Annotated in this window: 20 protein-coding genes and 1 riboswitch; of the genes, 8 read left to right on the top strand and 12 right to left on the bottom strand. The window is 31.6% G+C overall.

Going from position 1 to position 25,015, the window contains the following annotated elements; genetic code table 11:
- Positions 1-156: 156 nt before the first annotated feature.
- A riboswitch (cyclic di-AMP (ydaO/yuaA leader) is annotated at positions 157-285 on the bottom strand.
- A 190-nt stretch (positions 286-475) separates the two neighbouring features.
- The gene (locus tag ABV008_RS06410) at positions 476-871 is read right to left on the bottom strand and encodes an iron-sulfur cluster assembly scaffold protein (RefSeq protein ID WP_352418992.1); all 396 of its coding nucleotides are present in this window, start codon (positions 869-871) and stop codon (positions 476-478) included.
- Positions 872-1,151: 280 nt separating this feature from the next.
- Here ABV008_RS06410 and ABV008_RS06405 point away from each other — a divergent pair, with 280 nt between their 5' ends.
- Positions 1,152-1,571 (top strand): MOSC domain-containing protein, encoded by a 420-nt coding sequence (locus ABV008_RS06405; RefSeq protein ID WP_352418990.1) that lies wholly within the window; start codon positions 1,152-1,154, stop codon positions 1,569-1,571.
- A 105-nt stretch (positions 1,572-1,676) separates the two neighbouring features.
- On the opposite strand, the gene ABV008_RS06400 is transcribed toward ABV008_RS06405, so the two are convergent.
- Complete coding sequence (locus ABV008_RS06400) at positions 1,677-2,477, bottom strand: ATP-grasp domain-containing protein (RefSeq protein ID WP_352418989.1); 801 nt, start codon at positions 2,475-2,477, stop codon at positions 1,677-1,679.
- A gap of 220 nt (positions 2,478-2,697) precedes the next feature.
- On the opposite strand from ABV008_RS06400, the gene ABV008_RS06395 reads away from it, so the two are divergent.
- Positions 2,698-4,260: a sigma 54-interacting transcriptional regulator gene (locus ABV008_RS06395; RefSeq protein ID WP_352418988.1), complete on the top strand. Its 1,563-nt coding sequence runs from the start codon at positions 2,698-2,700 to the stop codon at positions 4,258-4,260.
- Positions 4,261-4,464: 204 nt separating this feature from the next.
- Positions 4,465-5,667, top strand: a complete 1,203-nt coding sequence (gene megL / locus ABV008_RS06390; protein WP_352418987.1) for a methionine gamma-lyase — start codon at positions 4,465-4,467, stop codon at positions 5,665-5,667.
- Positions 5,668-5,750: 83 nt separating this feature from the next.
- Here the strand turns inward: megL and ABV008_RS06385 are convergent, their stop codons facing one another.
- A complete protein-coding gene (locus ABV008_RS06385) occupies positions 5,751-6,260 on the bottom strand; it encodes a DUF6591 domain-containing protein (protein WP_352418986.1) in 510 nt (169 codons plus the stop codon).
- A 67-nt stretch (positions 6,261-6,327) separates the two neighbouring features.
- Positions 6,328-6,687, bottom strand: a complete 360-nt coding sequence (locus ABV008_RS06380; protein WP_352418985.1) for a DUF4870 domain-containing protein — start codon at positions 6,685-6,687, stop codon at positions 6,328-6,330.
- A 294-nt stretch (positions 6,688-6,981) separates the two neighbouring features.
- Between ABV008_RS06380 and ABV008_RS06375 the strand changes: the two genes are divergently transcribed.
- From ABV008_RS06375 to ABV008_RS06355, 5 genes are all read left to right on the top strand, one after another.
- Positions 6,982-8,379, top strand: a complete 1,398-nt coding sequence (locus tag ABV008_RS06375; RefSeq protein WP_352418984.1) for an extracellular solute-binding protein — start codon at positions 6,982-6,984, stop codon at positions 8,377-8,379.
- A 23-nt stretch (positions 8,380-8,402) separates the two neighbouring features.
- Positions 8,403-10,031 carry a helix-turn-helix transcriptional regulator gene (locus ABV008_RS06370; RefSeq protein WP_352418983.1) on the top strand — a complete coding sequence of 543 codons (1,629 nt, stop codon included), beginning with the start codon at positions 8,403-8,405 and terminating at the stop codon, positions 10,029-10,031.
- A gap of 330 nt (positions 10,032-10,361) precedes the next feature.
- Positions 10,362-11,342 carry an ABC transporter substrate-binding protein gene (locus ABV008_RS06365; RefSeq protein WP_352418982.1) on the top strand — a complete coding sequence of 327 codons (981 nt, stop codon included), beginning with the start codon at positions 10,362-10,364 and terminating at the stop codon, positions 11,340-11,342.
- Positions 11,343-11,353: 11 nt separating this feature from the next.
- Positions 11,354-12,229, top strand: coding sequence for an ABC transporter permease (locus ABV008_RS06360; protein ID WP_352418981.1), 876 nt, complete (start codon positions 11,354-11,356; stop codon positions 12,227-12,229).
- Entirely contained in the window at positions 12,219-13,397 is a 1,179-nt protein-coding gene (locus tag ABV008_RS06355) for a quaternary amine ABC transporter ATP-binding protein (protein WP_352418980.1), read from the top strand. Before ABV008_RS06360 ends, ABV008_RS06355 begins: the two co-directional genes overlap by 11 nt.
- 55 nt (positions 13,398-13,452) lie before the next feature.
- On the opposite strand, the gene ABV008_RS06350 is transcribed toward ABV008_RS06355, so the two are convergent.
- The 8 genes from ABV008_RS06350 to ABV008_RS06315 all read right to left on the bottom strand — a co-directional run bounded on the left by ABV008_RS06350 (position 13,453) and on the right by ABV008_RS06315 (position 24,216).
- Positions 13,453-15,303: an ABC transporter ATP-binding protein gene (locus ABV008_RS06350; RefSeq protein WP_502929751.1), complete on the bottom strand. Its 1,851-nt coding sequence runs from the start codon at positions 15,301-15,303 to the stop codon at positions 13,453-13,455.
- A complete protein-coding gene (locus ABV008_RS06345; RefSeq protein WP_352418979.1) occupies positions 15,300-17,546 on the bottom strand; it encodes an ABC transporter ATP-binding protein in 2,247 nt (748 codons plus the stop codon). The genes ABV008_RS06350 and ABV008_RS06345 overlap by 4 nt, the downstream gene beginning before the upstream one ends.
- Before the next feature lie 64 nt (positions 17,547-17,610).
- Positions 17,611-18,054 (bottom strand): MarR family winged helix-turn-helix transcriptional regulator, encoded by a 444-nt coding sequence (locus ABV008_RS06340; protein ID WP_352418978.1) that lies wholly within the window; start codon positions 18,052-18,054, stop codon positions 17,611-17,613.
- 233 nt (positions 18,055-18,287) lie between these two features.
- A complete protein-coding gene (gene thrB, locus ABV008_RS06335; protein WP_352418977.1) occupies positions 18,288-19,181 on the bottom strand; it encodes a homoserine kinase in 894 nt (297 codons plus the stop codon).
- Positions 19,174-20,658 (bottom strand): threonine synthase, encoded by a 1,485-nt coding sequence (gene thrC, locus ABV008_RS06330; protein WP_352418976.1) that lies wholly within the window; start codon positions 20,656-20,658, stop codon positions 19,174-19,176. Before thrC ends, thrB begins: the two co-directional genes overlap by 8 nt.
- A 10-nt stretch (positions 20,659-20,668) precedes the next feature.
- Positions 20,669-21,883 carry a homoserine dehydrogenase gene (locus tag ABV008_RS06325; RefSeq protein ID WP_352418975.1) on the bottom strand — a complete coding sequence of 405 codons (1,215 nt, stop codon included), beginning with the start codon at positions 21,881-21,883 and terminating at the stop codon, positions 20,669-20,671.
- A 12-nt stretch (positions 21,884-21,895) separates the two neighbouring features.
- Entirely contained in the window at positions 21,896-22,876 is a 981-nt protein-coding gene (locus ABV008_RS06320; protein WP_352418974.1) for an aspartate-semialdehyde dehydrogenase, read from the bottom strand.
- A 20-nt stretch (positions 22,877-22,896) separates the two neighbouring features.
- Positions 22,897-24,216 carry an aspartate kinase gene (locus tag ABV008_RS06315; RefSeq protein WP_352418973.1) on the bottom strand — a complete coding sequence of 440 codons (1,320 nt, stop codon included), beginning with the start codon at positions 24,214-24,216 and terminating at the stop codon, positions 22,897-22,899.
- Between the last annotated feature and the right edge of the window lie 799 nt (positions 24,217-25,015).

The raw sequence follows: 25,015 nt of genomic DNA, 5'->3' as shown, positions 1-25,015 counted from the left end.
CTGTCAAGGGTGGCGGAGAATACAGAACAAATATCTTTTACTCAATAAAGTCTTTCTGTGTTCCTATTAATTTACCAATATTCCAATTGCTTGAAAAATATTTTGTATTTAAAGGTTCATTTAAGCTGATATTTTTTGCTTCGTTTTTTCATAACTTACTTTACACTACCTACGCTTACGAGGTTAGCTGTCGGGTTAGGGCTAAAGGGTAGCCCTTCCTAAAATAGGATTCACCCCTAAAAATTGGTTCCCCCGCTTCTTTAAAGAATTCAGCGATAATATATTTATTTAAATGTTTATGATTATTCTTTACAATTATAACATATAATACCTTTATTTACAAGATAAAATTTCACTTTTTTGAATCCAAATAAAAAATCTGATAAATATACACCATAACTTTCTTAATAATGCAGATATTTTTATTTATACATTTTAAAGTCCTATTTTGCTTGTTACATAAGTATACTCTTTTCTATTGCTCTAAAATACTCTTGTTTTTACTAACATAATCCACTATTGCTTTTTTTAAAGCAATAGGTCCAAGTAATGAACAATGTACTTTCTCAGAAGGTAATCCTCCTAATGCAGTAATTATATCTTCATTAGAAATAGCATATGCAGCCATCAGTGGTTTACCCTTTGCTAATTCAGTAGTCATACTAGTAGTTGAAATAGCACCTGCACAACCATGTACCATAAACTTAATATCTGTTATATAATAATTATTAACAGAAATAGTTACCTCTATATAATCTCCGCACCCAGGATCACCTGCTACACCCATACCATCAGGCTTTTCAATTCTTCCTACATTTCTTGGATTCATAAAGTGATCTAGAGCCTTTTGAGAATACAAGCTATTTTCCATATTCAAAATATACTCTCTCCTTTCTTTTATTAGCATATGCCATTTTCAGTTTCTATTATATACCACATTGGGCATATGTCAATAATTTTTTTAAATCTTAAAACTTTATAAAATAGTATAAAGCCTTCAAATCTCAAAGTTTTTAATGTATACTTGATTTTGAAATGTATATCCATTTTAAATAAAATTTGCTAATTCAAAATTATTTATTTAAAATAAGTATGTTATATGATAAACTTATTTTCAAATTCTTATTTCAATAAATATGGAGGGAACAGCAATGGGGAAGGTTTTAAGCATTAATATAAGTAAGCAAAGAGGTGTAGAAAAAATACCTGTAAAACAGGTTAATGTAATCAAAGGCTGGGGACTAGAAGGGGATGGCCATGGTGGAGACTGGGACAAACAAGTTAGTGTCTTGCCTATTGAAGCATTAGCAAAAGTACCCAAAGAAATGATAGAGGAAGTTGCTAGCGGAGGATATACTGAGAACTTCACTATATCTGGTATTGAATTGGATAACATGTCCATAGGAACAATTTTAAAAATAGGAGAAGCAGAAATTGTAATTTGTCACATCGGCAAAGAAAAGTTCAAGGAACACAATCGTCATTATATAGTAAGTAGAGAAGGAAGATTCGGAAGAGTAATAAAAAGTGGCATAGTTAAAGTAGGGGATTTAGTAGACATTATTAAATAATCCAGTCTTTAAACTACTCTACCACATCTCCTTGTGGAGTTTAAAACAGATTTTGTACTATATACCAACAGTGCCGAGTTCTTCAATATTTTAGATATTATGTCATTATGATGCACGAGTAAAAGGGGTGTTGGGGTTGAAGTCATGATTTTCCAAAAGATACTCATGAATATATTTTTCCACTTCAATTCCTACATTTCTAAGCCCTTGATTTCCAAACATCACGTTATATTCTAGTAAATAATAGTTATTACTTACTACAGCTATGTCAAATCCTGCATGATTTACATCTAAAGTAGCAGCAACCCTTTCCACTAATTCAATAGCTTCTAAAGGAATATTATTATAGTCGTAGCTAGCTCCCTTTGCAATATTATTATGGAATTCACCTTCACTAGCTATCCTCCAATAAGCACCTATTACCTTATTCCCAACATATACTATTCTTAAATCCCTATCTATTGGAAGCCTTTCTTGAATATATAAAATTTCATTGTTTTCTATATATCTTTTTAATTCACTCCTATTATTTACAAGAAAAACTCCTCTACCCATAGAGTTTTTTATTTCCTTAGCAACTAATGGATATTCAAACTCTTCTTCAATAATCTCAATATTTGCATTATCCTTACCTATTATTTGAGTATAAGGAACATTTTTAGGAAATGTTGCCCATAGCGCTCTAGTAGTCTCAATCTTATTGTGACCTAGCTGGTAAGTGCTAATATTGGGAAATATCTTCTTCTTAAGACCATAGACCAAAGAATTTACCTGCCAATACTCAGGAAATAATATATAGTCAGCTTCCTTAATTTTTTCAATTTCTTTAAATATGTTTTCTGGTTTAATATAAGTTACATTTGGTATCCCTATGGTTTTTAAGGGATTGAAAGTAACTAACTTCATTCTAACACCACTTTCAAGACAGGATAAAAATATTTTACTATCATAAAAGTGATTTTACAATATTTTTTTGTTTAATTTTGTGACTATTTTTTGCAAATTGTTTCTAGCAAACAAATAATTTTTAAGGGTTTCTTTGCAAGATTTTAAAGGGTTTTTAATAGAAAAATTGAATATGGTTTATAGTATCTTTTATAAAAATCTGTATGAACAGGTGATAGATGTGAATGATTTCATTAGATTTAAAATAATAACAGAAGATAGAATTGGCATGACATTAGCTATATTATCTGAAATTTATGCAGCTAATATAAACCTTGATTCTTTAGAAGTGTCTCCCAAAAAAGTCTGTGTAAAAATAAAAAGTATAGGTAATAATGAAAAAAGATTGTTAATGAACAAATTAGCAAAATTAGATGGAGTAATTTCTATAAGCGAAATAGAACTACTTTCATATGAAACAAATGAAAGAAAACTCCATGCTATTATTAACTCAGTTGATGATGGAATAATTTCTGTAAATAAAGATTTCAAAATAGAATTTTTTAATAATTATTGTGAAAGTATTTTTAATTGTAAAAAAGAAGATGTTTTAGGAACAGATATCAGAAAACTAATAAATAATAACTCGTCTATAGCTAGCTTAATTGGAGAGGGAAATAAAAATAATGAGTTTCAATTTAATATTGAAAGCTCAAATAACAAGCAGTATATAACTACAGAAAGCCTTATTAAGGATGATAATAATAAAATCCTTGGAGCTGTAATATCTATAAAAGATGCAAAAAAAACTATACAAATAGCAAATATTATTTCTGCCAATAACGAAGATGTGTTTAAAAATATTATTGGAAATAGCCCAGCAATAGAAAAAGTCAAAGAAATGTCTAGGTTAGTAGCTAAAAACGATTCAACCATTTTATTGCGGGGAGAAAGTGGCACTGGAAAAGAGCTATTTGCAAAAGCTATTCAAAACCTAAGCAATAGAAAAAACAAAAGCTTAGTAACACTAAATTGTGCAGCCTTGCCTGATAGTTTAATTGAAAGTGAGCTATTTGGTTATGAAAAAGGAAGCTTTACTGGGGCAATTGAAGATGGAAAAGACGGCCTTTTTAAAGAAGCTGATGGTGGGACACTATTTTTAGATGAAATCGGTGAGCTTTCTGGAGCAATGCAGGCAAAACTTCTAAGAGTCCTACAAGAAAAATGTATTAGAAAAATAGGTAGTACAAAAGAAGAAAGAGTTGATGTCAGAATTATTGCAGCCACTAATAAGAATCTTGAAAAAATGATTTATAATAATACTTTTAGGGAGGATTTGTATTATAGACTTAATGTAATACCTATATATATTCCGCCTCTTAGAGAAAGACTTGATGATATCCCACTTTTTGTATCTCATTTTATAAATCATTTAAATAAAAAGCTAAATAAAAAAGTAGAAGGAGCAGAATCAGAGTTTATATATAGACTTATGAAACATAGTTGGCCAGGCAATGTAAGAGAACTACAGAATGTAATAGAAAGAGCAATGAATCTTTGCGAAAACAAATTATTGAAAACAGAAAACTTAATCATAACATCTCATAAAATTGCATCGGAATTCCAAACTCTTTCTAATTGCAGCAATGACCTTCCTCTAAAAGAATTAATCGAGAATTGCGAGAAAAATGCTATTATAAATGCTTTGAGGGAAAATAAAAGTATTAGAAAAGCAGCTAAAGTTTTAGGTGTTTCCCACACTACTATAATAAATAAAATTAAAAAATACAATATAAAGTGGTGATATAATTTTCCATATGGAAACTTATATCACCACTTTTATTGACTTTATGGTTTGAATTTTTTCCGCTATTTTTTATTCTAATTTATATACTACACAAAGTAGCTATTTAAAGCCTTTATAATCTCTATTTTTTATTTGTATAGTTCTGGTACAATTATTGCTTCTATAATTAGTAACAAATAATATTAATTAGGGAGGGTTTTTATGGATAGAGATAAGCTAGAAAAAATGGGATTTGGAACAAAGGCTATACATGGAGGACATAAAAAGGATATAACAACAGGTGCATTAGTTACTCCTATTTATCAAACTTCAACCTTTGTATTTGATTCTGCTGAACAAGGAGGAAGAAGATTTGCATTAGAAGAAGACGGATATATATACACTAGATTAGGCAACCCAACAAACTCTCAGGTTGAAGAAAAGGTAGCAATATTAGAAGGTGCAGAAGCGTGTATGTCAACTGGTTCTGGTATGGGTGCTGTATCTTCAGCTTTATGGACGGCATTAAAGGCTGGAGATCATGTTGTTGCTGCGGAAACCCTCTACGGTTGCACTTTTGCTTATTTAAATCATGGTTTAACTAGATTTGGTGTTGAAGTTACTTTTGTAGATACTTCTAACCCAGAAAATGTTAGAAACGCCATGAAAGATAATACTAGAGTAGTGTACCTAGAAACACCTGCAAATCCAACTTTGTTAATTACTGATATTAAAGCCATATCTGATATTGCTCATGGAAAAGAAGATTGTCTAGTAATAGTAGATAATACCTTTGCTACACCATATATTCAAAGGCCAATAGAGCTTGGTGCTGATGTAGTTGTACATTCAGCTACAAAATATTTAAATGGCCATGGTGATGTAATTGCTGGATTTGTAGTAGGTAAACAAGAATTCATAAATGAAGTTAGGCTTTTTGGTGTAAAAGACATGACAGGATCCTGTTTAAGCCCATTTGATGCCTTTCTAATAATGAGGGGTATGAAAACTTTAGAAATAAGAATGGAAAAACACTGTCAAAATGCTATGGAGGTTGCTAGGTTCCTAGAATCCCATAAGGCTGTTAGGAAAGTGTATTATCCAGGATTAGAAAGTTTTGAACAATATGAGTTAGCTAAGAAGCAGATGAAATTACCTGGAGCAATTATTGCTTTTGAGCTAAAAGGTGGTATTGAAGAAGGTAAAAAAGTCATAAACAATACTCATCTGTGCAACACCGCTGTAAGCTTAGGAGATACAGAAACATTAATTCAACACCCAGCTTCAATGACACATTCCCCATACACTCCCGAAGAAAGAGAAGCTGCTGGAATAAGTGAAGGTTTAGTTAGATTATCTATCGGACTTGAAACCTGTAGTGACATAATAGAAGACCTAAATAATGCTTTGAATTTAATATTATAGCAAGATTATTTTTATTTAACAAAAAACCGCTTATCTATTTTCAAGGTTAATTGATAAGCGGTTTTTGTTAACAAAGCAAAATACTACTCATTTATTTCAATGCTTATATTAAGCATTTCATCCTCAATAGTATATAATGCTTGCACATGAGTATTTTCATCTAGACTTCCAAAATAACTCATTCCTAGTTCATCTGCATATTCATAAACATCTTTTTCAAATCCCTTGTCTTTTAATTCTTCAATATATTCTTTATAAACTTTCTCCTTTACTTCCTCTAATATGACTATACAAACATTATCAGAATTCATTACTGAGATAATCTTACCTTCTTTTGGCTCTGGCAAAAGGTCTACCGCTTTACCCTTTGGCCATTCATTAGAACCAAATGTAACTTCTTCACCATCATCTCCTTTTATAGTTACTTCCCCATTATCAATATCTATATTGGCTTCACCACCTGTAATCTTGTTTACTACGCCCTCTGTTATCTTTTCTGATATTTTTTCATCGATTTTTTTTCTAATTCCACAAGCTCCTAATGATAATAACATTACAATTACAAGAAATATTACAATAATCTTTCTTATCACTACCAATATCCCTCCCATATTTTATTAGTATATCTTACCGTAGCTACAAACTTGAGCAACATGTTAGCTACTTTAACAGCTTAAACTTACCTATGACTGGAAGTTCCTTTGCTTTTCCACTAAGTCCATTAACAAGTCCAATAATACCAAAAACTAGTACAACTATAGAAAAGACTGGTAATAATAGCCATCCAATGACAGGTATGAAGCTTAAAATTACGCTACCTGCGAAACCTAAAATCAGCAATAATAACCCTTGATTTGCATGAAACTTTCCAAATTTAGAATCTGGGCAGGCTAATAATGGTAGAAAAAAGATAATATAAGCAAGTCCTGCCATAACCTTATTCTTTTCAACATCCTCTAGTTCAAAGATTTGAGTTGCATTGTTTTCTGCTGTTTGCTTGTTATTACTTTGCTCTGTCATAATAAAAACCTCCTTGTTTTTTTATAAATTTTATTAAGCTTTCTAATTTAAATTGTATGTATTTTTGAATAAAAAGTAATCATCCTTAGGGTGATTTTGATAGTCACCTTCTAGATGATTTTTGCATTGCAGAAAAATATTCTTGATACTAATCTTAAATCTTTTAAATACCTCTATTGGTAAAATATTCATATAGTGCTATAATTAAGTTACTGTCATATATTTTTAGTAAATACTTATATTGACCTTAAACTTGGCTCTGCTAAACAATACCAGATAGAAAAGGGGTGTAATATGAAAAAGCTTTTATTTATCTTTTTAGCTTTAATTTTAGTACCTATGACAGCATTAACAGGCTGTAATACAAACGTACAAGTAAATTCAAAGAAACCAATAACTCTTACCCTTTGGCATAATTATGGTGGTCAGTTGAAAAACACTATGGATGATATGGTTGATGAATTTAATGAAACAATTGGTGCAGAAAAAGGTGTCACAATCAATATTACATCCATATCTGGAAGTGCAACTCTCCATGAGAAGCTAATCATGGCTGCAAATGATGATCCTGGAGCACCTCCTCTCCCAGATATTACAACTGCCTATCCAAAAACAGCTCTTTTGCTAGAAGAAAAAGGATTGCTTACCGATCTTAATCAACAATTTACATCCAAAGAGCTTTCTGCTTATATTCCAGAATTTTTACAAGAAGGACGAATAAAGGAAGATGGTCTATATGTCTTTCCAACTGCCAAGTCTACAGAAGTTTTATTTGTTAACACAACATTGTTTAATAAATTTGCAGAAGATACAGGAGCTAAGCTTGAAGATTTACAAACCTTTGAGGGAATCATGAAAACAGCTTCTATTTATTTTGATTGGACAGATAAAAAAACACCTAATATTATAAATGATGGTAAAATGTTTTTCATGCCTGATTCACTCTTCAATTACTCACTAATAGGATGTGAACAACTAGGAGGGAAGTTTATTGATGATGACAATATTAATTTTACTTCTCCTCAATTTTCTAAGATATGGGAATTTTACTATAAGCCTGCTGTTTTAGGCCAAGTAGCAATATTTAATGGCTATGCTACTGATTTAGCTAAAACTGGTGACATAGTTTGTTCAACTGGTTCAACTGCAGGAGTATCTTTTTTCTCACCTATCGTTACATATGCAGATAATACCTCAGAACCAGCAGAACTCTCCATACTACCCTACCCTGTATTTGAAGGTGGAAAAAAGGTAGCTATACAACGAGGTGCTGGCATGAGTGTTATCAAGTCTACAGAAGAAAACGAATATGCAGCAGGTATTTTTTTAAAATGGTTTACAAATCCAGAAAACAATATTCGCTTTGTATCCTCAACTGGGTACCTTCCTGTAACAAAAGAAGCATTTGGTGAAATAATGTCCGATGAAATTGAAAATATTTCAGATGCAAATATAAAAAGACTACTCACAGTATCTAAAGTAATGCAAAAAGAATATGAATTCTATATGCCTCCATTATTTGATGGAGTTGATAAACTGCAAAAAAGGTACGAGAAAAGATTAAAAGAGTTTGCTGCTAAATCTAGAAAATCATATATTGACTTTTTGGAAAATAGTGATTCAAAAACAGCATATGAAGCTACATCAGATAATATATACGAAGAGTTTATTAGTAATTTTTCTGTAGAATAGAATTTTAAGAAGGATTGTTTCAATTGAAAAAAATATTCTCGAATAAAAGAAAAATAAGATCATTAAAACATAAACTTCAAAAGTCACTTGAAGTAGGTATGCCTATGAGTCTTAGGCTTTTCCTGTTTTTGGTGGTTATAGTTCTGACTATCATTCTTGGAGTTGTAGCAATTCTAATGGTTACAGGAACTCTTACTGCTGGTCTATCAGAAACTGAAAAAATAGTTGAAAATGAGCTTGTACATGCTTCAGATAGAATTTCACAAGAATATGGACACCTTTCAATAAGAGCTATAGAATTTTCAAAGGAATTATCTATTAGTATTGAAAGAAAATTATGTGAACTAGGTATGTCTTTGTCTAACCTTCAAGAACATCCAGAAATGCTAGAAGAAATTATTTCTAATGAGTATGAACGTGCTTTATTCTCTTTACAAATATCCAAAAGCAGTGGTGTGTTTTTTATTTTAAATGCCACTGTCAATCCCACTCTTAATGGTGCTAAGAACTCAAGAGCTGGATTATATATTAAGAATATGGAACCAAATATTATTAATTCTTCTACGCCAACCATTATTGTTTTACGCGGATTTCCAAGCATTAGTCGTAACAATTCTCTACCACTTCATTCTCAATGGAAAATGGAATTTGATATTAGTAATGCCCCATATTACCACCGTCCTATAGCTGAAGCCAATATAAATAACAATCTTCCTCTATCAAGGTTGTATTATTGGAGTACTTCCTTTGTGTTTCCAGATACCAGTGAAGAAGTAATGCTATGTTCTGTTCCATTAATTGACTCAAAAGGTAATGTGTTTGGCGTTTGCGGCTTTGAAATAAGTTCTATGCTCTTTAAATTATCTCACATGCCAAATAATAGCATTTATAATCGCTTATTCTGTGTTTTGTCACCAATAAATAATGGTTCAATAGATTTTAATAAATCAATGTTTGCAGGCAGTTTTTCTGCTAGGACCATATCAAAGAATGATAATAATCTTAAAATATCGAGTAGTAAAGATTCCTTTTACTCATATATACAAAATGAAGATAATTCATTTTGGGGAATTCATACGCCTGTAAAACTATATCCTGATGAATCTGTCTTTTCCGATGAGCCTTGGGCAGTAGCTATCATGATTCCAGATAAAGATGTTGTCATTTCTGTGGCTAGACTAAATTTATTGTTATTTTCTTTATTGACATTACTTATTGTATTAGGAATTTCAGCTTCTTTTGTTTTAAGCAAAAGATTCTTAAAACCAATCTCCAAAGGTTTTGATATCATTAAATCTACAGATTTAAGTACTGCACCAAGAACTAGAATACCAGAAATTGATGATTTAATTGATTTTCTTACTACACATAATGAAGAATTGTATGAAAAAGCAAAGCAGGAAGACTTTTCACTATCAATCCTTGATGAATTTCTGGAAAATACAAAAAAACTCTCTCCTGCAGAACGTTCAGTCTTTAATCTTTATGTGAAAGGGCATACTGCAAAAGAAATCTCCGAAATACTTTATCTAAGTATAAACACAATAAAAACCCATAATAAACGTATTTATACAAAGCTTAATGTTGCCTCAAGAGATGAGCTTCTTGTATATATAAATATTTTAAAGGAAGTTGGTAAGGAATTCGAATAACATGCAATAAAAATCATGGCTAATGTAATTCATAGCCATTTTTTTCTTCTCATTTGCATCTTACGAATTTTTACTTTTTAGAATAATTGTTAGATGTTAAGGATTTATTGTTTATATAACTGTATCTATATGACTCTAATTTATAGCAAATTAAAATAGAAAATGCAACAAAAATTAAAAAATTTATAATCTTCTGTATCCGTTGAAAAATAGGTTTTTATGGTGCTTAAAAAGCCACTTTTTAAGAATGGCTAATTTGACACGTTTGCAAGCTAATGTTAACATAATTAAAAAGAATGAACCACGATTTTAAGAAAGAAGGTGTAAAAATTGAAAAAGATTATATGTCTAATTATATTAACAATATTGATAATTGTTACTACTGTTGGATGCTCAAATAATCCAACAGAAATTACTTTTGCAGACTCAGGATGGGATAGTATAAAGTTCCATAATGCAGTTGCTGGTTTAATAGTAGAAAAAGTTTATGGATACAAATGGAGAGAAGTTCCTGGTTCGTCTACAGTAATGCATGAAGGCTTGATAAAAGGAGAGATTGATGTCCATATGGAAGTTTGGACAGATAATTTAGCCACTTATGAATCAGATATTAAAGAAAGCAAGCTTAGAGAACTTGGGATTAATTTTGATGATAATTCCCAAGGGATTTATGTGCCGAGATACGTTATTGAAGGTGATGAAAGTAGAGGAATAGAAGCCTTAGCACCTGAATTAAAATATGTGTGGGACTTAAAAAAATATCCTGATATATTTCCTGATGACGAATCTAATAACAAGGGAAGGATATATGGCGCAATTCCTGGTTGGGAAGTAGATGATATCATGTATAAGAAATACTTACACTATGGTTTGGACGAGAATTTTATATACTTCAGACCTGGTTCAGATGCTTCTCTTGCAGCAGCATTAACTTCTGCATATGAGAAAGGTGAACCAATAGCAGCATATTATTGGGAACCTACTTGGTTAATGGGTAAGTACGATTTTGTGCTATTGGAAGATGAACCATTTGATAAATCAACTTATAAAGATGGAAAAACTACCTTGCCATCTGTTAAAGTAACTGTGGCTGTAAGCAATAATTTCGCAGAATCTGCCCCAGAAGTAGTTGATTTCTTAACTAAATATAGGACATCAAGTGCTTTGACATCAGAAGCCCTAGCTTATATGCAGGATACTGGTGCTAACTATAAAGAAACTGCTGAATGGTTCTTGAAAAAACATGATAATTTACTAGATGAATGGTTAAGTTCTGATGATGCACAAATTCTTAGAGATTATTTGAAATAGGGGGAAAAATTATGATTTATTATTTGCTATTTGACTTTCCTCTTAGAATTCCTGTTAATACCAACGCAATAGACGAAGCTGTTAGAAATTTCAGCATCAAATACGATGTATTCTTTAGTAAAATCAGATTGTTTTTAGGTGGTTTTGTAAACGGAATACATTCAATATTAAATTCAATACCCTGGTTTGTATTAATTTTATTAGTATTTATAGCAGGATGGAAGCTAAGCGGTAAAATTAGTAAAGGTATTTTATACTCAGCTCTTTTGTTTTTGATAGGAGCCTTTGGATTATGGAGTCTTATGAACGAAACCTTGTCTATAGTTATAGCCTCTGTAATTATTTCTTTGGCACTAGGATTTCCACTGGGAATACTCATCTCAACTAGTGATAAAGCAAATTCAATTGTAAGACCTATATTAGATACAATGCAAACAATGCCAGTATTTGTTTATCTAATACCAGCGCTTTTATTCTTTGGATTAGGTAAGCCTCCTGCTGTAATAGCTACTACAATTTATGCCATTGTTCCAACTATCCGACTTACAAGTCACGGAATTAGACAAATAGATAAAGAAGTTGTAGAAGCATCATTATCCTTTGGTTCAACTAAGCTACAATCTCTTATAAAAGTTCAAATCCCACAAGCTTTACCTACAATAATGGAGGGAATTAATCAAACTCTTATGATGGCTATGGGTATGGTTGTTACTACATCTATGATTGGTGCTACAGGTCTTGGTATGGAAGTTCTAATAAGTGTCAACCGTGTAGAAATAGGTAGAGGATTATTATCTGGAACAGCGGTTGTAATTATTGCAGTTATACTAGATAGAATCACTCAAGGTTTGGTTAAAGGTAATGAGGTGAAGAATAATGCAGAATAACAATATCTTAAGTGTTAGAAATCTATCTAAACTCTATGGTACAGAAAAGGGCAGAGCAGTTAAATTAAAAAACTCTGGATTAGATAAGGATACTATATATAAAAAAACTGGAGTTACTGTAGCTCTTTGGGATATAAATTTAGATATAAAAAAAGGAGAAATCTTTGTCATTATAGGTTTGTCTGGATCTGGTAAATCTACATTAGTAAGATGTTTTAACATGCTCAATAAGCCTACATCAGGAGAAATTCTTTTTGAAGGTAAAAGTATTGGTAGCTTCAAGAAAAAAGAATTAATTGATTATAGAAGAAATAAAGTTTCCATGGTATTTCAAAATTTTGGGCTTATGTCTCATAGAAACGTTATAGGCAATGTTGAATATGGTCTTGAAGTTAAAGGTATGTCTAAATCTCAACGGGAAGTAAAAGCAAAAGAAATGATTTCCATGGTAGGTTTAGAAGGATTAGAAAATGAACTTGTCTCAAATCTTTCAGGAGGAATGATGCAAAGAGTTGGAATAGCAAGAGCTCTAGCTAATGAACCTGAAATACTTCTTATGGATGAGCCTTTTTCAGCACTAGATCCTTTAGTTAGAAAAGATATGCAGTTTGAATTATTATCAATTCAAAGAAAGTTGGAGAAAACTATAATATTTATTACCCATGATATAAATGAAGCTTTTAAAATAGGCGATAGAGTAGCCATAATGCGAGATGGAGAATTAATACAAGTAGACACTCCAGAAGAAATGAGTGAAAATCCAGCTAATGATTATGTAAAGCAGTTTATAGATGGTGCAGATAAGACACAAGTAATAAGCGCTAGGAATGTAATGATCACTCCAAATAGTATAGTTAGATTGAAGGATAATCCTAATTATGCCATAAATATGATGCGCTCTAATAGAGTATCTAGTGCATATGTGGTAACAGAAAAAATGAAGCTACAAGGAATCATTGCTATCGATGATGCTATCAGAGCAAATAAAGAAAAACTAACTATCTCTGATGTTATGATTAGGGATATAATGACTACTTCTCCTGATGCTTTATTGCGCGATATTATTTCTATGGCTGCGGAAACTAAATATCCTATAGCAGTAGTAGATAATGATGGAACTCTAAAAGGTATTGTGTCAAAGGCTGATGTGCTATCATCGATATTATAAAAAATCACTCTTAAAGATTATAGTATCTTTAAGAGTGATTTTTATTTTAATTGATTTATGCTGCAAACTGACTGTTGTAGAGCTCTGCATAGAATCCTCTCTTTGCTAGAAGCTCTTCATGGTTTCCCTGTTCTACTATATCCCCATCCTTCATGACAAGGATTAAATCCGCATCTCTTATGGTTGAGAGCCTATGGGCAATTATGAAGGATGTTCTTCCTTTCATTAGGTTTTCCATGGCCCTTTGTATCAATATTTCTGTTCTTGTATCTACGGAAGATGTTGCCTCATCTAAAATAAGAATCTTAGGATCTGAAAGGATGGCTCTAGCAATTGTTAGAAGCTGTTTTTGTCCTTGAGATATATTGTTAGCTTCTTCGTTTATGAGCATATTATACCCATCTGGCAAAGTATGAATAAATCTGTCCGCATGGGCAGATTTTGCAGCTTCTATTACTTCTTCATCTGTTGCATTTAATTTTCCATATCTGATATTCTCCATTATACTACCAGAGAAAAGCCATGTGTCCTGAAGCACCATGCCGAAGTTATCTCTTAAATCATCTCTTGTAAACTCATTAATATCATGACCATCTATGAGAATTCTACCATCATTTAAATCATAAAACCTCATTAGAAGTTTAACTATGGTAGTCTTTCCTGCTCCTGTAGGTCCTACTATGGCAACTTTCTGCCCTGACTTTATGTCTGCTGAGAAGTCATTTATAATTATCTTATCTTTGTTATAGCCAAATTTAACATTTTCAAAAGTTACTCTTCCTTCTACTTCTTCTAATTTAACAGGTGCTTCAGATTCTTTAGATTCTTCTTCTTCATCTAAAAATTCAAATACTCTCTCAGCAGCAGCCACAGTTGATTGAAGTACGTTACTTATCTGAGCCACCTGTGCTATAGGCTGAGTAAAGCTTCTTATATATTGTATAAATGAAAGTATATCTCCTACTTCTATGATCCTTCTAATAGCATACCATCCACCTAAAATTGATACTGCTACATATCCTATATTCCCAACAAACATCATAATAGGCATCATCATTCCAGAAAGAAACTGTGCTTTCCAAGCAGAATTGTAAAGTTCTCCGTTAATCTTCCTAAATTTCGCTACTGCCTCTTCTTCTGCATTAAAGGCTTTCATTATATTATGTCCACCATAAACCTCTTCTATATGGCCGTTAACACGTCCAAGAGATTCTTGCTGTGTCTTGAAAAACTTTTGCGATCTTTTGACTATGCTGGTAACTAAAATCATTGAAATAGGTAATATCATAATAGCAGCAATTGTCATCTGCCAGCTTATAGAAAGCATCATTATAAGAACACCTATAAGAGTAGTGGCAGAGGTAATTATCTGACTCATACTTTGATTTAACGTCTGGCTGACTGTATCTACGTCATTTGTAACTCTTGATAACACGTCACCGTGAGACACAGAATCAAAATATTTAAGTGGAAGCCTATTTGTCTTTTCAGATATTTCTTTTCTTAAGTTATAAGACACATTCTGTGAAACACCAGTTACTATGATTCCTTGTATAAAGGAAAATAAGGCTGAGATTACATATAAACCTATTAATAATAAAACTATATTTAATATATATTGAAAATCAATTCCTCCACCTTGAGTCCCTGTTACTTTAGACACTAATCCTTCAAATATCTTTGTAGTTGCTTTACCAAGTATTTTAGGTGCTCTTATAGTAAAAATTGTACTTCCTATGGCAAATAGCATTACTATAATTAGTTTTAATCTATAGGGCCTTAGGTATCTGAGTAGTTTAGAAAAGGTTCCTTTGAAGTCTTTTGGCTTTTCAAATCTACCTCCCATTCCTCCCATAGGACCATGGCCTCTCCTTGGTTGTGGTTTTTTTATATTGTTTTCGCTCATATTGCAAGTTCCTCCTCTGATAGTTGTGACAGAGCTATTTGCTTATAGACATTACAACTCTTTAGAAGTTCCTTATGAGTACCCATGCCTACTATTTTCCCTTCGTCTAGAACTATGATATTTTCAGCGTTCATTATGGTACTTATTCTCTGTGCAACTATTAGTACAGTTCTATCCTTTATTTCTTTACTTATAGCCTTTCTTAATGCCGCATCGGTTTTGAAATCAAGAGCTGAAAAGCTATCATCAAAAATAAGCACTTCTGGTTTCTTAGCTAATGCCCTTGCAATAGAAAGTCTTTGTCTTTGACCCCCTGAAACATTAGTTCCTCCTTGGGCTATTTCAGATAAAATTCCATGTTCCTTTTCATCTATAAACTCCTTAGCTTGAGCTATTTTAATGACTTTTAAAACGTCATCATCACTAGCATCAGCATTTTTCCCGTATCTTATATTACTTTCTATAGTTCCTGTAAATAAAACTCCTTTTTGTGGAACATAACCAATCTTTTCTCTTAAATCATGAAGTCTTATGTCTCTTATGTCTATACCTTCTAAAAGAATTTCTCCTTCTGTAACATCATAAAATCTTGGAATTAAGTTAATAAGTGTAGATTTCCCACTTCCTGTACTACCAATAAACGCAGTGGTTTCCCCAGGTTTTGCTGTAAATGATATGTTTTCAAGAACGTACTCTTCTGCCCCTGGATATCTAAAGCTAACATTTTTAAACTCTAATAATCCCTTTGCATTCTCTTTAAGTTCTCTGGGAGCTATTGGATCTTCTATTGTAAGCTCTTTATCTAATACTTCGGAAATTCTCCCAGCTGATACAGAAGCTCTTGGAAGTATTATTGAAATCATTGATATCATAAGAAATGACATGATTATCTGCATTGTATACTGCATAAATGCCATCATATCCCCTACCTGTATTGAACCTTTATCTATTTCATGAGCACCTACCCATATAATTAGTAAAGTAATGCTATTCATGATAAGCATCATAGTAGGCATCATCATAGTCATTATTCTAGATACAAAAAGATTAGTTTTTGTTAACTCTTTATTTGCATTATCAAATTTCTCTTTTTCAAACCTTTGTGTATTAAAAGCTCTAATTACTAACATTCCGTTAAGGGATTCTCTCATTACAAGATTGACTTTATCAACTAGTTTTTGTAGCTTTTTAAACCTTGGCATCACTATAGCAAAAAGAAGCATTACCAATGTAAGAATAGCTATAACTCCTACTGCAACTATCCAAGCCATTGAAGTATTTGTCCTCAGAGCTCTTATAACTCCACCTACTCCTAGTATAGGTGCATAAAACACCATTCTTAACATCATTACTGTAAACATTTGTACCTGTTGTATATCGTTTGTACTTCTAGTTATTAAGGATGCTGTTGAGAAATCATCAAATTCTCCATTTGAAAAAGCAGTTACTTTGTTAAACACCTTGTCTCTTAAGTTTCTGCCAAGTCCAGACGAAACTCTTGCTGATAAGAATCCAACAGATATTGATGCTGCCATACTTACAAGAGAAATAAGTATCATTATTCCACCTATATAAAATATATAATTAGACTGTGTTTTTTTAATATCTGCTCCCATATCTTCATATTGATTTTTAATATAACTTATGGCTGATTGGGTTATCATTGTTTCAGGTAGACCTTTAAACTGTTCATCAATTTGAACCTTTAAGGTAGCAATTTGTTCCTTTGGTGCATTTTTTAGCACCATAAAAGGGTCCGCTCCTTCAGGAAAATTAGCAAAAGGATTGTTCTCAACATTTCCTGCTGATACTCCTTGAGGAGCTCCATCTTCTATACCTGCTACAATAAGTAGGGCCTTACCTAAAAAGGAGTTCATTTCTTCAATATCTTCTTTTAAATCTGTATTTAAAATATATAAACTCTCATTTTCTATAGCTGGGTATTTTTTAAGATATCTTTCATATTCTTTTTCAGTCAAATTATCTTTATTTATTAGCTTATAGCTATTGTTTACTAAATTTCTTTCATTTTGACTTAAAAAGATTTGTACCTTTTCCATTGTATCTACTTTCATTACTTCAGGTACTGCGTTCTCTATACCATTTTGCTGAATTCCTACGTTAACTATATTCGACATATAGTCAGGAAGAGCAAGCTCTGCACTTGCTTGAAGGAAAAGTAAAGCTATTATAATAACTATTGATATAAAAAATGGCTTGAATTCCTTAAATAATTTTAGCATGGTGTCCTCCTTTATTATCTGATTATCTTTATAATTACTCTATCTCTCTTGTACTCTATTCAATTTATACCTTTTCATTTACCTTAAATAGATTGTCTCTCATTTGCATCAATAACCTTCTCAAAACTACCTTTTCCTCTACCGTAAAGTTTCCAAAACATTCTTCTTCAAGTTTTTTCATTATTTTCATTGCTTTATTACAAGTTTCTCTTCCTTCATCAGTAAGATATACCCTAGATATTCTTTGATCTTCCATGTCCTGCTTACGTTCTACCAAATTAGCTTTCTCCATTCTTCTGAGCATTACTGTTATTGTTGAAGGTTTTACGTCTAAGTTTGTTGCAATCTCTGATTGGCTTAATCCATCTTTCTTGTTTAGAATGAATAATAAGGGCGGTTGCCCTGGATATACGCCTATTTCATCAAGAAGGACATGAGTACGATAAAAGTGAAGTCTTAGTATTTCGAGAAATATATAATATAAAGAATCTTTATCTATTCTCTCCATTTTTACCTCCCATTTAGTTAGTCGTCTAAATATGTTTAATATGATAACATTCTTATTATTAGTTGTCAATTCATATTTTGGTTTTTTATTTGTATAATTTTTAGTTAACTGCCAAATTTATACTAAATATAAAATAATCAGGATTATCTTGATCTTGATTAATAGCTAAGATGTAAAAAGCTGATTAGAACTTAGTCATCCTAAACAGCTTATTATCTCAATTGCTTCAATTTTTAAATCTTTTCCTTTTCTATAATTACCCCAGATAAATCTAAATTCAGTTCTTTAACATCCCAATTGCAATTAATAGATATAAGATACCCCTTTATCTTTGTTGTGAAATCTATATCATCGTCTTTGATAATGGTCATTAGAGTAGGTCCTGCGCCGCTTAGGTATGCACCTAAACATCCTAATTCATAGCATTTATTTAGAATTTCATCAAATCGAGGAATTAGTTTTTTTCTATAGGGTTGATGCAGCTTATCATCTAGTGCGACTTTTAATAGTTCAAATCTACCATTTGATAAGGCCGATAATAGTAAAGAAACTCGCCCTACATTATATACACCATCCTTATAGCTAATAGTTGAAGGCAGCACTTCTCTAGCCTTAGTAGTTGATAGAGTAAAATCAGGAATTAATGCTACAAATTTGATTCCATTGGCTACGCTAATTTTATCATAATATATATTCTCATCTTCCATAACTGATACAACAAGTCCTCCAAATAAAGCGGGAGCGATATTATCTGGATGTCCTTCTATTTCTGTGGCTATGTCTAGGATCTCATCATTCGATAGAGAAGCTTTCGCTAATTTATTTGCACCTATTACTCCACCTAAGATACATGCTGCACTACTGCCCATCCCCCTAGAAATAGGTATATCAGTGTTCATATCTATTCTAATACCCTTAGGTTTATATCCAATCTTATCAAAGGTTTTCATCATTGATGTATATACTAAGTTTTTTTCATTAGCATAGCCAGGATCACAGCCATTAACCTCTAAGCCATTAGATATTTCTTCAAACAAAAATGTATTATACAGATTAAGTGCAAGGCCTAAGGTGTCAAATCCAGGACCTAAATTTGCGCTTGTGGCAGGTACTTTAACCTTAATCATTTACTTCACCTACCTTTAAAAACTCCGAAATCAAATCCTTCATATCTTCTTTATTACAGTTGTTTTTATGAAGTACTTCTTTGTTTTTAAGACTTGCTATAGCCTTTGGTATCTTAATATTTGCCTTATTTGCCAATTCTTCTATTATATTAAACTCATCTTTATTTCTTGCATCTATATTAATAGATGATGCTACCTTTGTTCCGAATTTAAATGGACTGGCAGTCGAAGCAATTATGGTCTTTGTATTATCATGAGTTTCAAGCCTATATTTTTCATATACATTATATGCTACTGCAGTATGGGGATCTATTAGATAGCTATTCTCTGCAAATACTTTATTAATTGAAAAGCTTACTTCTTCTTCTGTTGAATAAGAACCATAAAAGTCTTCTAGGTTTAAATTATCTATTTTATAATAGCCTAACTTAGTAAGCTCATCCATTTTATTTCTAATGAATATATCGTCATACCCACTTATATGAAATAAAAGTCTTTCTAAATTGCTTGATACTAGAATATCCATAGATGGAGATGAAGTCAAAATTAGTTCTCTTCTCTTGTCATATATACCAGTGTTGATAAAATCAGTTAATATATTATTTTCATTAGATGCACATATTAGCTTATTTACTGGTAGTCCCATTTCCTTTGCATAATAAGCAGCTAAAATATTTCCGAAGTTACCTGTAGGCACTACAATATTAATTTTTTCATTATCCTTTATGCTTCTTTGTCTTAAAAGAGTTAGATAGCTATAGAAATAATAGACTATTTGAGGAATTAACCTACCAATATTAATTGAATTAGCAGAAGAAAATATATAGTTGTTTTTATCTAGAAGATTTACAAAGTCACTATTATTGAAAATCTCCTTTACTCCGCTTTGGGCATCGTCAAAATTGCCATTGATACCTACTACAAAGGTATTGTTCCCTTCTTGAGTAATCATCTGTCTTTTTTGTATTTCACTTACACCATCTTCAGGGAAAAATACTATTATCTTAATTCCATCTACATTAGCAAACCCCTCTAATGCAGCTTTACCTGTGTCCCCAGATGTAGCAGTCAATATAACTACTTCTTTATCTATTTCATTTATACTTATAGCTTCCTTTAATAAATGTGGAAGTATGGATAATGCCATATCTTTAAATGCTAAAGTTGGTCCATGAAAGAGTTCAAGGAAAAAAGCATCCCCAGCTCTTACCAATGGCGCAATCTCCTGTGAGCTAAATTTATTATCATATGCTTTATCAATACAATTCTTAAGCGCACTGGGTTCAAAGTCTGTAAAGAATTTGCTCATTATTGCAAATGCTAATTCTTTATAGTTCATTTCCTTTAAATCCATAATATTATCTGTTTTAGGTATACTAGTAGGGACAAATAATCCTCCATCTTTTGAAATTCCTTGTATAATTGCTTCGCTTGATGAAATAGAAATTGTTTTATTTCTAGTGCTAATATATTCCATATTAACCTCCTTACTTAAGAACTCTAGCAATAAAATACTTATCCTTATCAATACCCAAGGATGAGATGAGTTCAATTATCTCTAGATATTCTATTTCCTTAGTTAGGATTGCAATATTATCATTTTTATATAATACTTCTCTAGAAATTTTTTCAATAGATTTAAAAATATCCTCATTAGATAAAGAGATTCTTAAATAATATTCACTCTTTAACTCTGTATTTAAGTTTCTAAGCTTTCTTTCTCCTAGTGGATTTCCTTTTCTATATGTGCCATTTATAATATCCAATACATCACCTAAAACTGCATTTGCTGTTGGGAGCTTACCAGCTCCTGAACCATAAAATTTTAATTCTCCTACATTATCTCCTGTAAAAACTACAGAGTTAAATGCCATATTTACATTAGCAAAGTAGGAATCTTCTTTAATTATTGTAGGTTGAACTAATGCAGTGAAGCCGCCATCTAATCCTTTAACTTCACCAATTAGTTTTACTGTAGAATTCATCTTCTTAATCTGCTCAATATCAAATGATGTAATTTTGCTTATGCCTTCTAACAAAATATCATTTTCATCAATTTTTCCTTGAAGTGCTAAAGTTCCTAATATTCTAAGCTTTCGTAAGGTATCATGGCCTTCCACGTCTGCTGTTGGGTCTGCCTCTGCATAACCCATGTCTTGTGCTATTTTTAATACTTCCTTATAATCTAATCCTTCGTTGAACATCTTAGTTAAAATATAATTACATGTCCCATTTAATATTCCTTGAACCTCTGTAATCTTATTAAGTGCTAGCTCCTCCTTAAGAGGTTTTAATATAGGAATACCTCCGCCCACACTAGCTTCATATAGAAATGCTAGATTTTTTTCAGCTGCTAAGCTAGATAATTCTTCAAAATATTTTGATACTACAGCTTTGTTTGCTGTAACAATATTTTTGCCTGAATTTAAAGCAGATTTAATATATTTATAGCTTTGTTCCAAATCTCCAGTCAATTCTACAACTATACTTATATCTTTATCATTCAATATTTCTTCAAAATCAGATGTAATAATATTCTCTTTTATTTGTATTTCTCTTTTTTTATTTATATTTTTTACTAAAATCTTTTTTATTCTAATTTCTTTTCCAGTTAGGGACTTTAATTCTTCTTGCCTTTTTTCTAAAATTTCAACTACACCTGTTCCAACAGTTCCAAGTCCTAGTAATCCTATCCCTATCAATTTTAGCACCCCCTACATCTTATCAATAAATAGTTCAGCTATCTGTACTGCATTTAAAGCTGCACCTTTTCTTATATTGTCAGCTACTACCCATATATTAATACCATTATCAATGCTAAAGTCCCTTCTTATTCTGCCTATATAAACTCCATCTTTCCCTTCAACATCAATAGGCATTGGATATATTTTATTTGCAACATCATCTTTTACAATAATTCCCGGCGCATTTTTTAGAACATCATAGATTTCTTCCATTTCAAAGGAATCTTCAAACTCTAAATTAATAGATATACTATGACTATACTTTACAGGTACTCTTACTGTAGTAGCTGTGATTTTAAGACTATCATCTTTAAGTATCTTTTTAGTTTCATCTATCATCTTCATCTCTTCTTTTGTATAGCCATTATCCAAAAAGCTGTCTATATGTGGTAGGGCATTATATTGAATTTGATAAGGATAACATTCTATATTTCCTTCTTCTAAATCCTTTAAGCCACCTAGACCAGAGCCTGATACAGCCTGATAAGTAGAATAGATTATTCTCTTTATTTTAAATTTATCATGCAATGGCTTTAAAGCTACAACAGACTGTATTGTTGAGCAATTAGGATTTGATATAATTCCTTTGTTCCACTCTATTTCCTCTGGATTTACCTCAGGTACTATTAAAGGTACACCCTTGTCCATTCTAAAAATGCTACTATTGTCTATAACTTTAACTCCTTTATCTACTGCAATTTTAGCATATTTTTCACTAACAGCTCCTCCAGCTGCAAACAAAGCAAAATCTATATCTCTGTCGAAGGATTTTTCATTTAGTTCTTCAACTATATAATCATTATTATTAAAATTTATTGTGCTTCCAGCTGATTTTTTAGAAGAAAAGAAATATATATTGTTTATTGGAAAGTTCCTTTCTTCTAATATTTTCACGATTGTACTACCAACTAAGCCAGTAGCTCCTACTATTGCAATATTAAATTTATTCATTAGTATTACTCCTTAATTGTCTAATTTTCAAATGCTTCATATATGGCAGCTATGGCCATGTTAAAGTCAGCATTTTCAATTCCTATAATTATATTTAATTCACTTGACCCTTGGGTAATCATTCGAATATTGATTCCCTTATTTGCTAAGGCAGCGAAAACTTTGGCAGATACTCCCTTCGCTCTTATCATTCCTCTTCCTACTACAGCGATTAGAGCCATATTAGGATGACATATTATTGAATCAGGCTTACAATATATACGTATCTCTTCAATTATCTTTTCAAGTTTAGAATTTAACTGTGTGCTAGAAATTATCAGTGATACAGAGTCTATACTTGAAGGCATATGTTCAATTGAAATATTATTTGTTTCCAATACGGTTATTAATTTTCTATAAAAATCTTTTTCTAAACTCATTAAAGTCTTTTCTATAGTAATAACAGTAAAATCCTTTTTGCCTGCAATACCTGTTATAGTTCCAGTAGAACTAATAGGGGATAAATCATCCACAATCATTGTTCCAGGCTCATTTGGAAAATTGGTATTTTTAATATTTATGGGGATTCCTGATTGTCTCACTGGAAAAATAGCCTCTTCGTGGAGTACTGGTGCACCCATATAAGAGAGCTCCCTAAGTTCCTTATATGTTATTGCTTTAATAGGCTTAGGGTCCTTTACTATTTTAGGATCTGCCATAAGAAAACCTGATACATCTGTCCAATTTTCATAAAGCTCAGAATCTATTCCTCTTGCTATAATGGCTCCCGTTATATCAGAGCCTCCTCTAGAAAAAGTAATAATTTCACCATTCTCTTTAGCCCCATAAAAGCCTGGAATAATTGCTTGTCCAATCTTCTCTAATTTAGATTGTACTTTTGTTTGAGTAGCTTCTGAATCGAATTGACCACTATTATTAAAAACAATCAAATCTTTAGCATCTACAAATTCAAAACCTAAATAATGTGAAAGTATAATTGCATTTAAGTATTCTCCTCGACTAGCTACATAGTCTTTAGAAGCTCCTGATTGGATTTTTCTTTTTATTTCTAATAGATTTTCATTTATATCAATATCTAGGCTAAGCTCTATGCAAATATCTTGAAATCTTTTTTCAATAATGCCATATACCTCATCAAAATTAAGGTTATGGGAAGCAAGTTGATAACACATATATAATAGATCTGTTACTTTATGGTCTTTGCTATCCCGTTTCCCAGGTGCTGAAGGTATTATATACTTTCTTCTGCTATCTGATTTGATAATATCCTTTACTTTAGCAATCTGTTTGCTATCAGCTAAGGAACTCCCTCCAAACTTTGCTACAATTACATCTTTCAATTTCTACTCCTCCTAAAAATTGTGATAAAGAAACATAAAAATGGTATAAAAAAAACTCGTCCAAAAAAGGACGAGTTTAATATTCTCGCATCCACCTAATTTTCATAGTTTCGCTTTAACGCAGCAAACGCATATCCTTAATAGATTAAGTCCCCTTCATGATGGAAGGTTATCTCCTTTGAATGGTTGTTATGTAAAATAGTTATTGTTCGGGAATGAGCTCATAGGTGGTTTTCAACCCAGTGTGTCAAAGAAGTCTTTCAGCCGGTGAACTTCTATCTCTTTTGACCTTACAAGATTTACTCGTCCTATTCATTGCTTTTCAATATTCTATAGCCTATATTTCATTTTGTCAAGATAGAGATTTTCCCTACCACTTCATTTTTTTGTTTTGATTAACGAAATTTTCTTCTGTCATTTTCAATGACAACACATTTTTAAAGCTTTATTTCCTACATGTAGATTTTTATCCCTTCACTTAATACTTTGTTATGGTATTCCATGTAATTATGTATTTTAAGTAAACCTATTGCATGTAAAAAAAACATGATTTAAAAAAATACCATATATTCTTAAATCTGTTTTCTAACAATATTTTTTACAGTAATATAATTATTATATTCGCAGCACAATAGAACTATCCCCTTGTGTTGCCTCAATTAGTCATGCTGATTTATCAATCGGTCGATCTTCTGCCATAAAGCCCCTTCAGTTTTGCTTTGTGAATATACATATCATTATCAGCTCTAGAAAATACAGAGTATATACTTTCGCTTTTCTTTTTCTCATAAAAATAATA

Source organism: Proteiniborus sp., from assembly GCF_040308045.1.
Lineage (GTDB): Bacteria > Bacillota > Clostridia > Tissierellales > Proteiniboraceae > Proteiniborus.
This window is presented reverse-complemented; position numbering and strand designations above follow the sequence as displayed.

Coding starts and splice junctions, on each gene's coding strand:
- ABV008_RS06410 (WP_352418992.1), bottom strand. CDS start 871: ATGGAAAATAGCTTGTATTCTCAAAAGGCTCTAGATCACTTTATGAAT.
- ABV008_RS06405 (WP_352418990.1), top strand. CDS start 1,152: ATGGGGAAGGTTTTAAGCATTAATATAAGTAAGCAAAGAGGTGTAGAA.
- ABV008_RS06400 (WP_352418989.1), bottom strand. CDS start 2,477: ATGAAGTTAGTTACTTTCAATCCCTTAAAAACCATAGGGATACCAAAT.
- megL (WP_352418987.1), top strand. CDS start 4,465: ATGGATAGAGATAAGCTAGAAAAAATGGGATTTGGAACAAAGGCTATA.
- ABV008_RS06380 (WP_352418985.1), bottom strand. CDS start 6,687: ATGACAGAGCAAAGTAATAACAAGCAAACAGCAGAAAACAATGCAACT.
- ABV008_RS06375 (WP_352418984.1), top strand. CDS start 6,982: ATGAAAAAGCTTTTATTTATCTTTTTAGCTTTAATTTTAGTACCTATG.
- ABV008_RS06360 (WP_352418981.1), top strand. CDS start 11,354: ATGATTTATTATTTGCTATTTGACTTTCCTCTTAGAATTCCTGTTAAT.
- ABV008_RS06355 (WP_352418980.1), top strand. CDS start 12,219: ATGCAGAATAACAATATCTTAAGTGTTAGAAATCTATCTAAACTCTAT.
- ABV008_RS06350 (WP_502929751.1), bottom strand. CDS start 15,303: ATGAGCGAAAACAATATAAAAAAACCACAACCAAGGAGAGGCCATGGT.
- ABV008_RS06345 (WP_352418979.1), bottom strand. CDS start 17,546: ATGCTAAAATTATTTAAGGAATTCAAGCCATTTTTTATATCAATAGTT.
- ABV008_RS06340 (WP_352418978.1), bottom strand. CDS start 18,054: ATGGAGAGAATAGATAAAGATTCTTTATATTATATATTTCTCGAAATA.
- thrB (WP_352418977.1), bottom strand. CDS start 19,181: ATGATTAAGGTTAAAGTACCTGCCACAAGCGCAAATTTAGGTCCTGGA.
- thrC (WP_352418976.1), bottom strand. CDS start 20,658: ATGGAATATATTAGCACTAGAAATAAAACAATTTCTATTTCATCAAGC.
- ABV008_RS06320 (WP_352418974.1), bottom strand. CDS start 22,876: ATGAATAAATTTAATATTGCAATAGTAGGAGCTACTGGCTTAGTTGGT.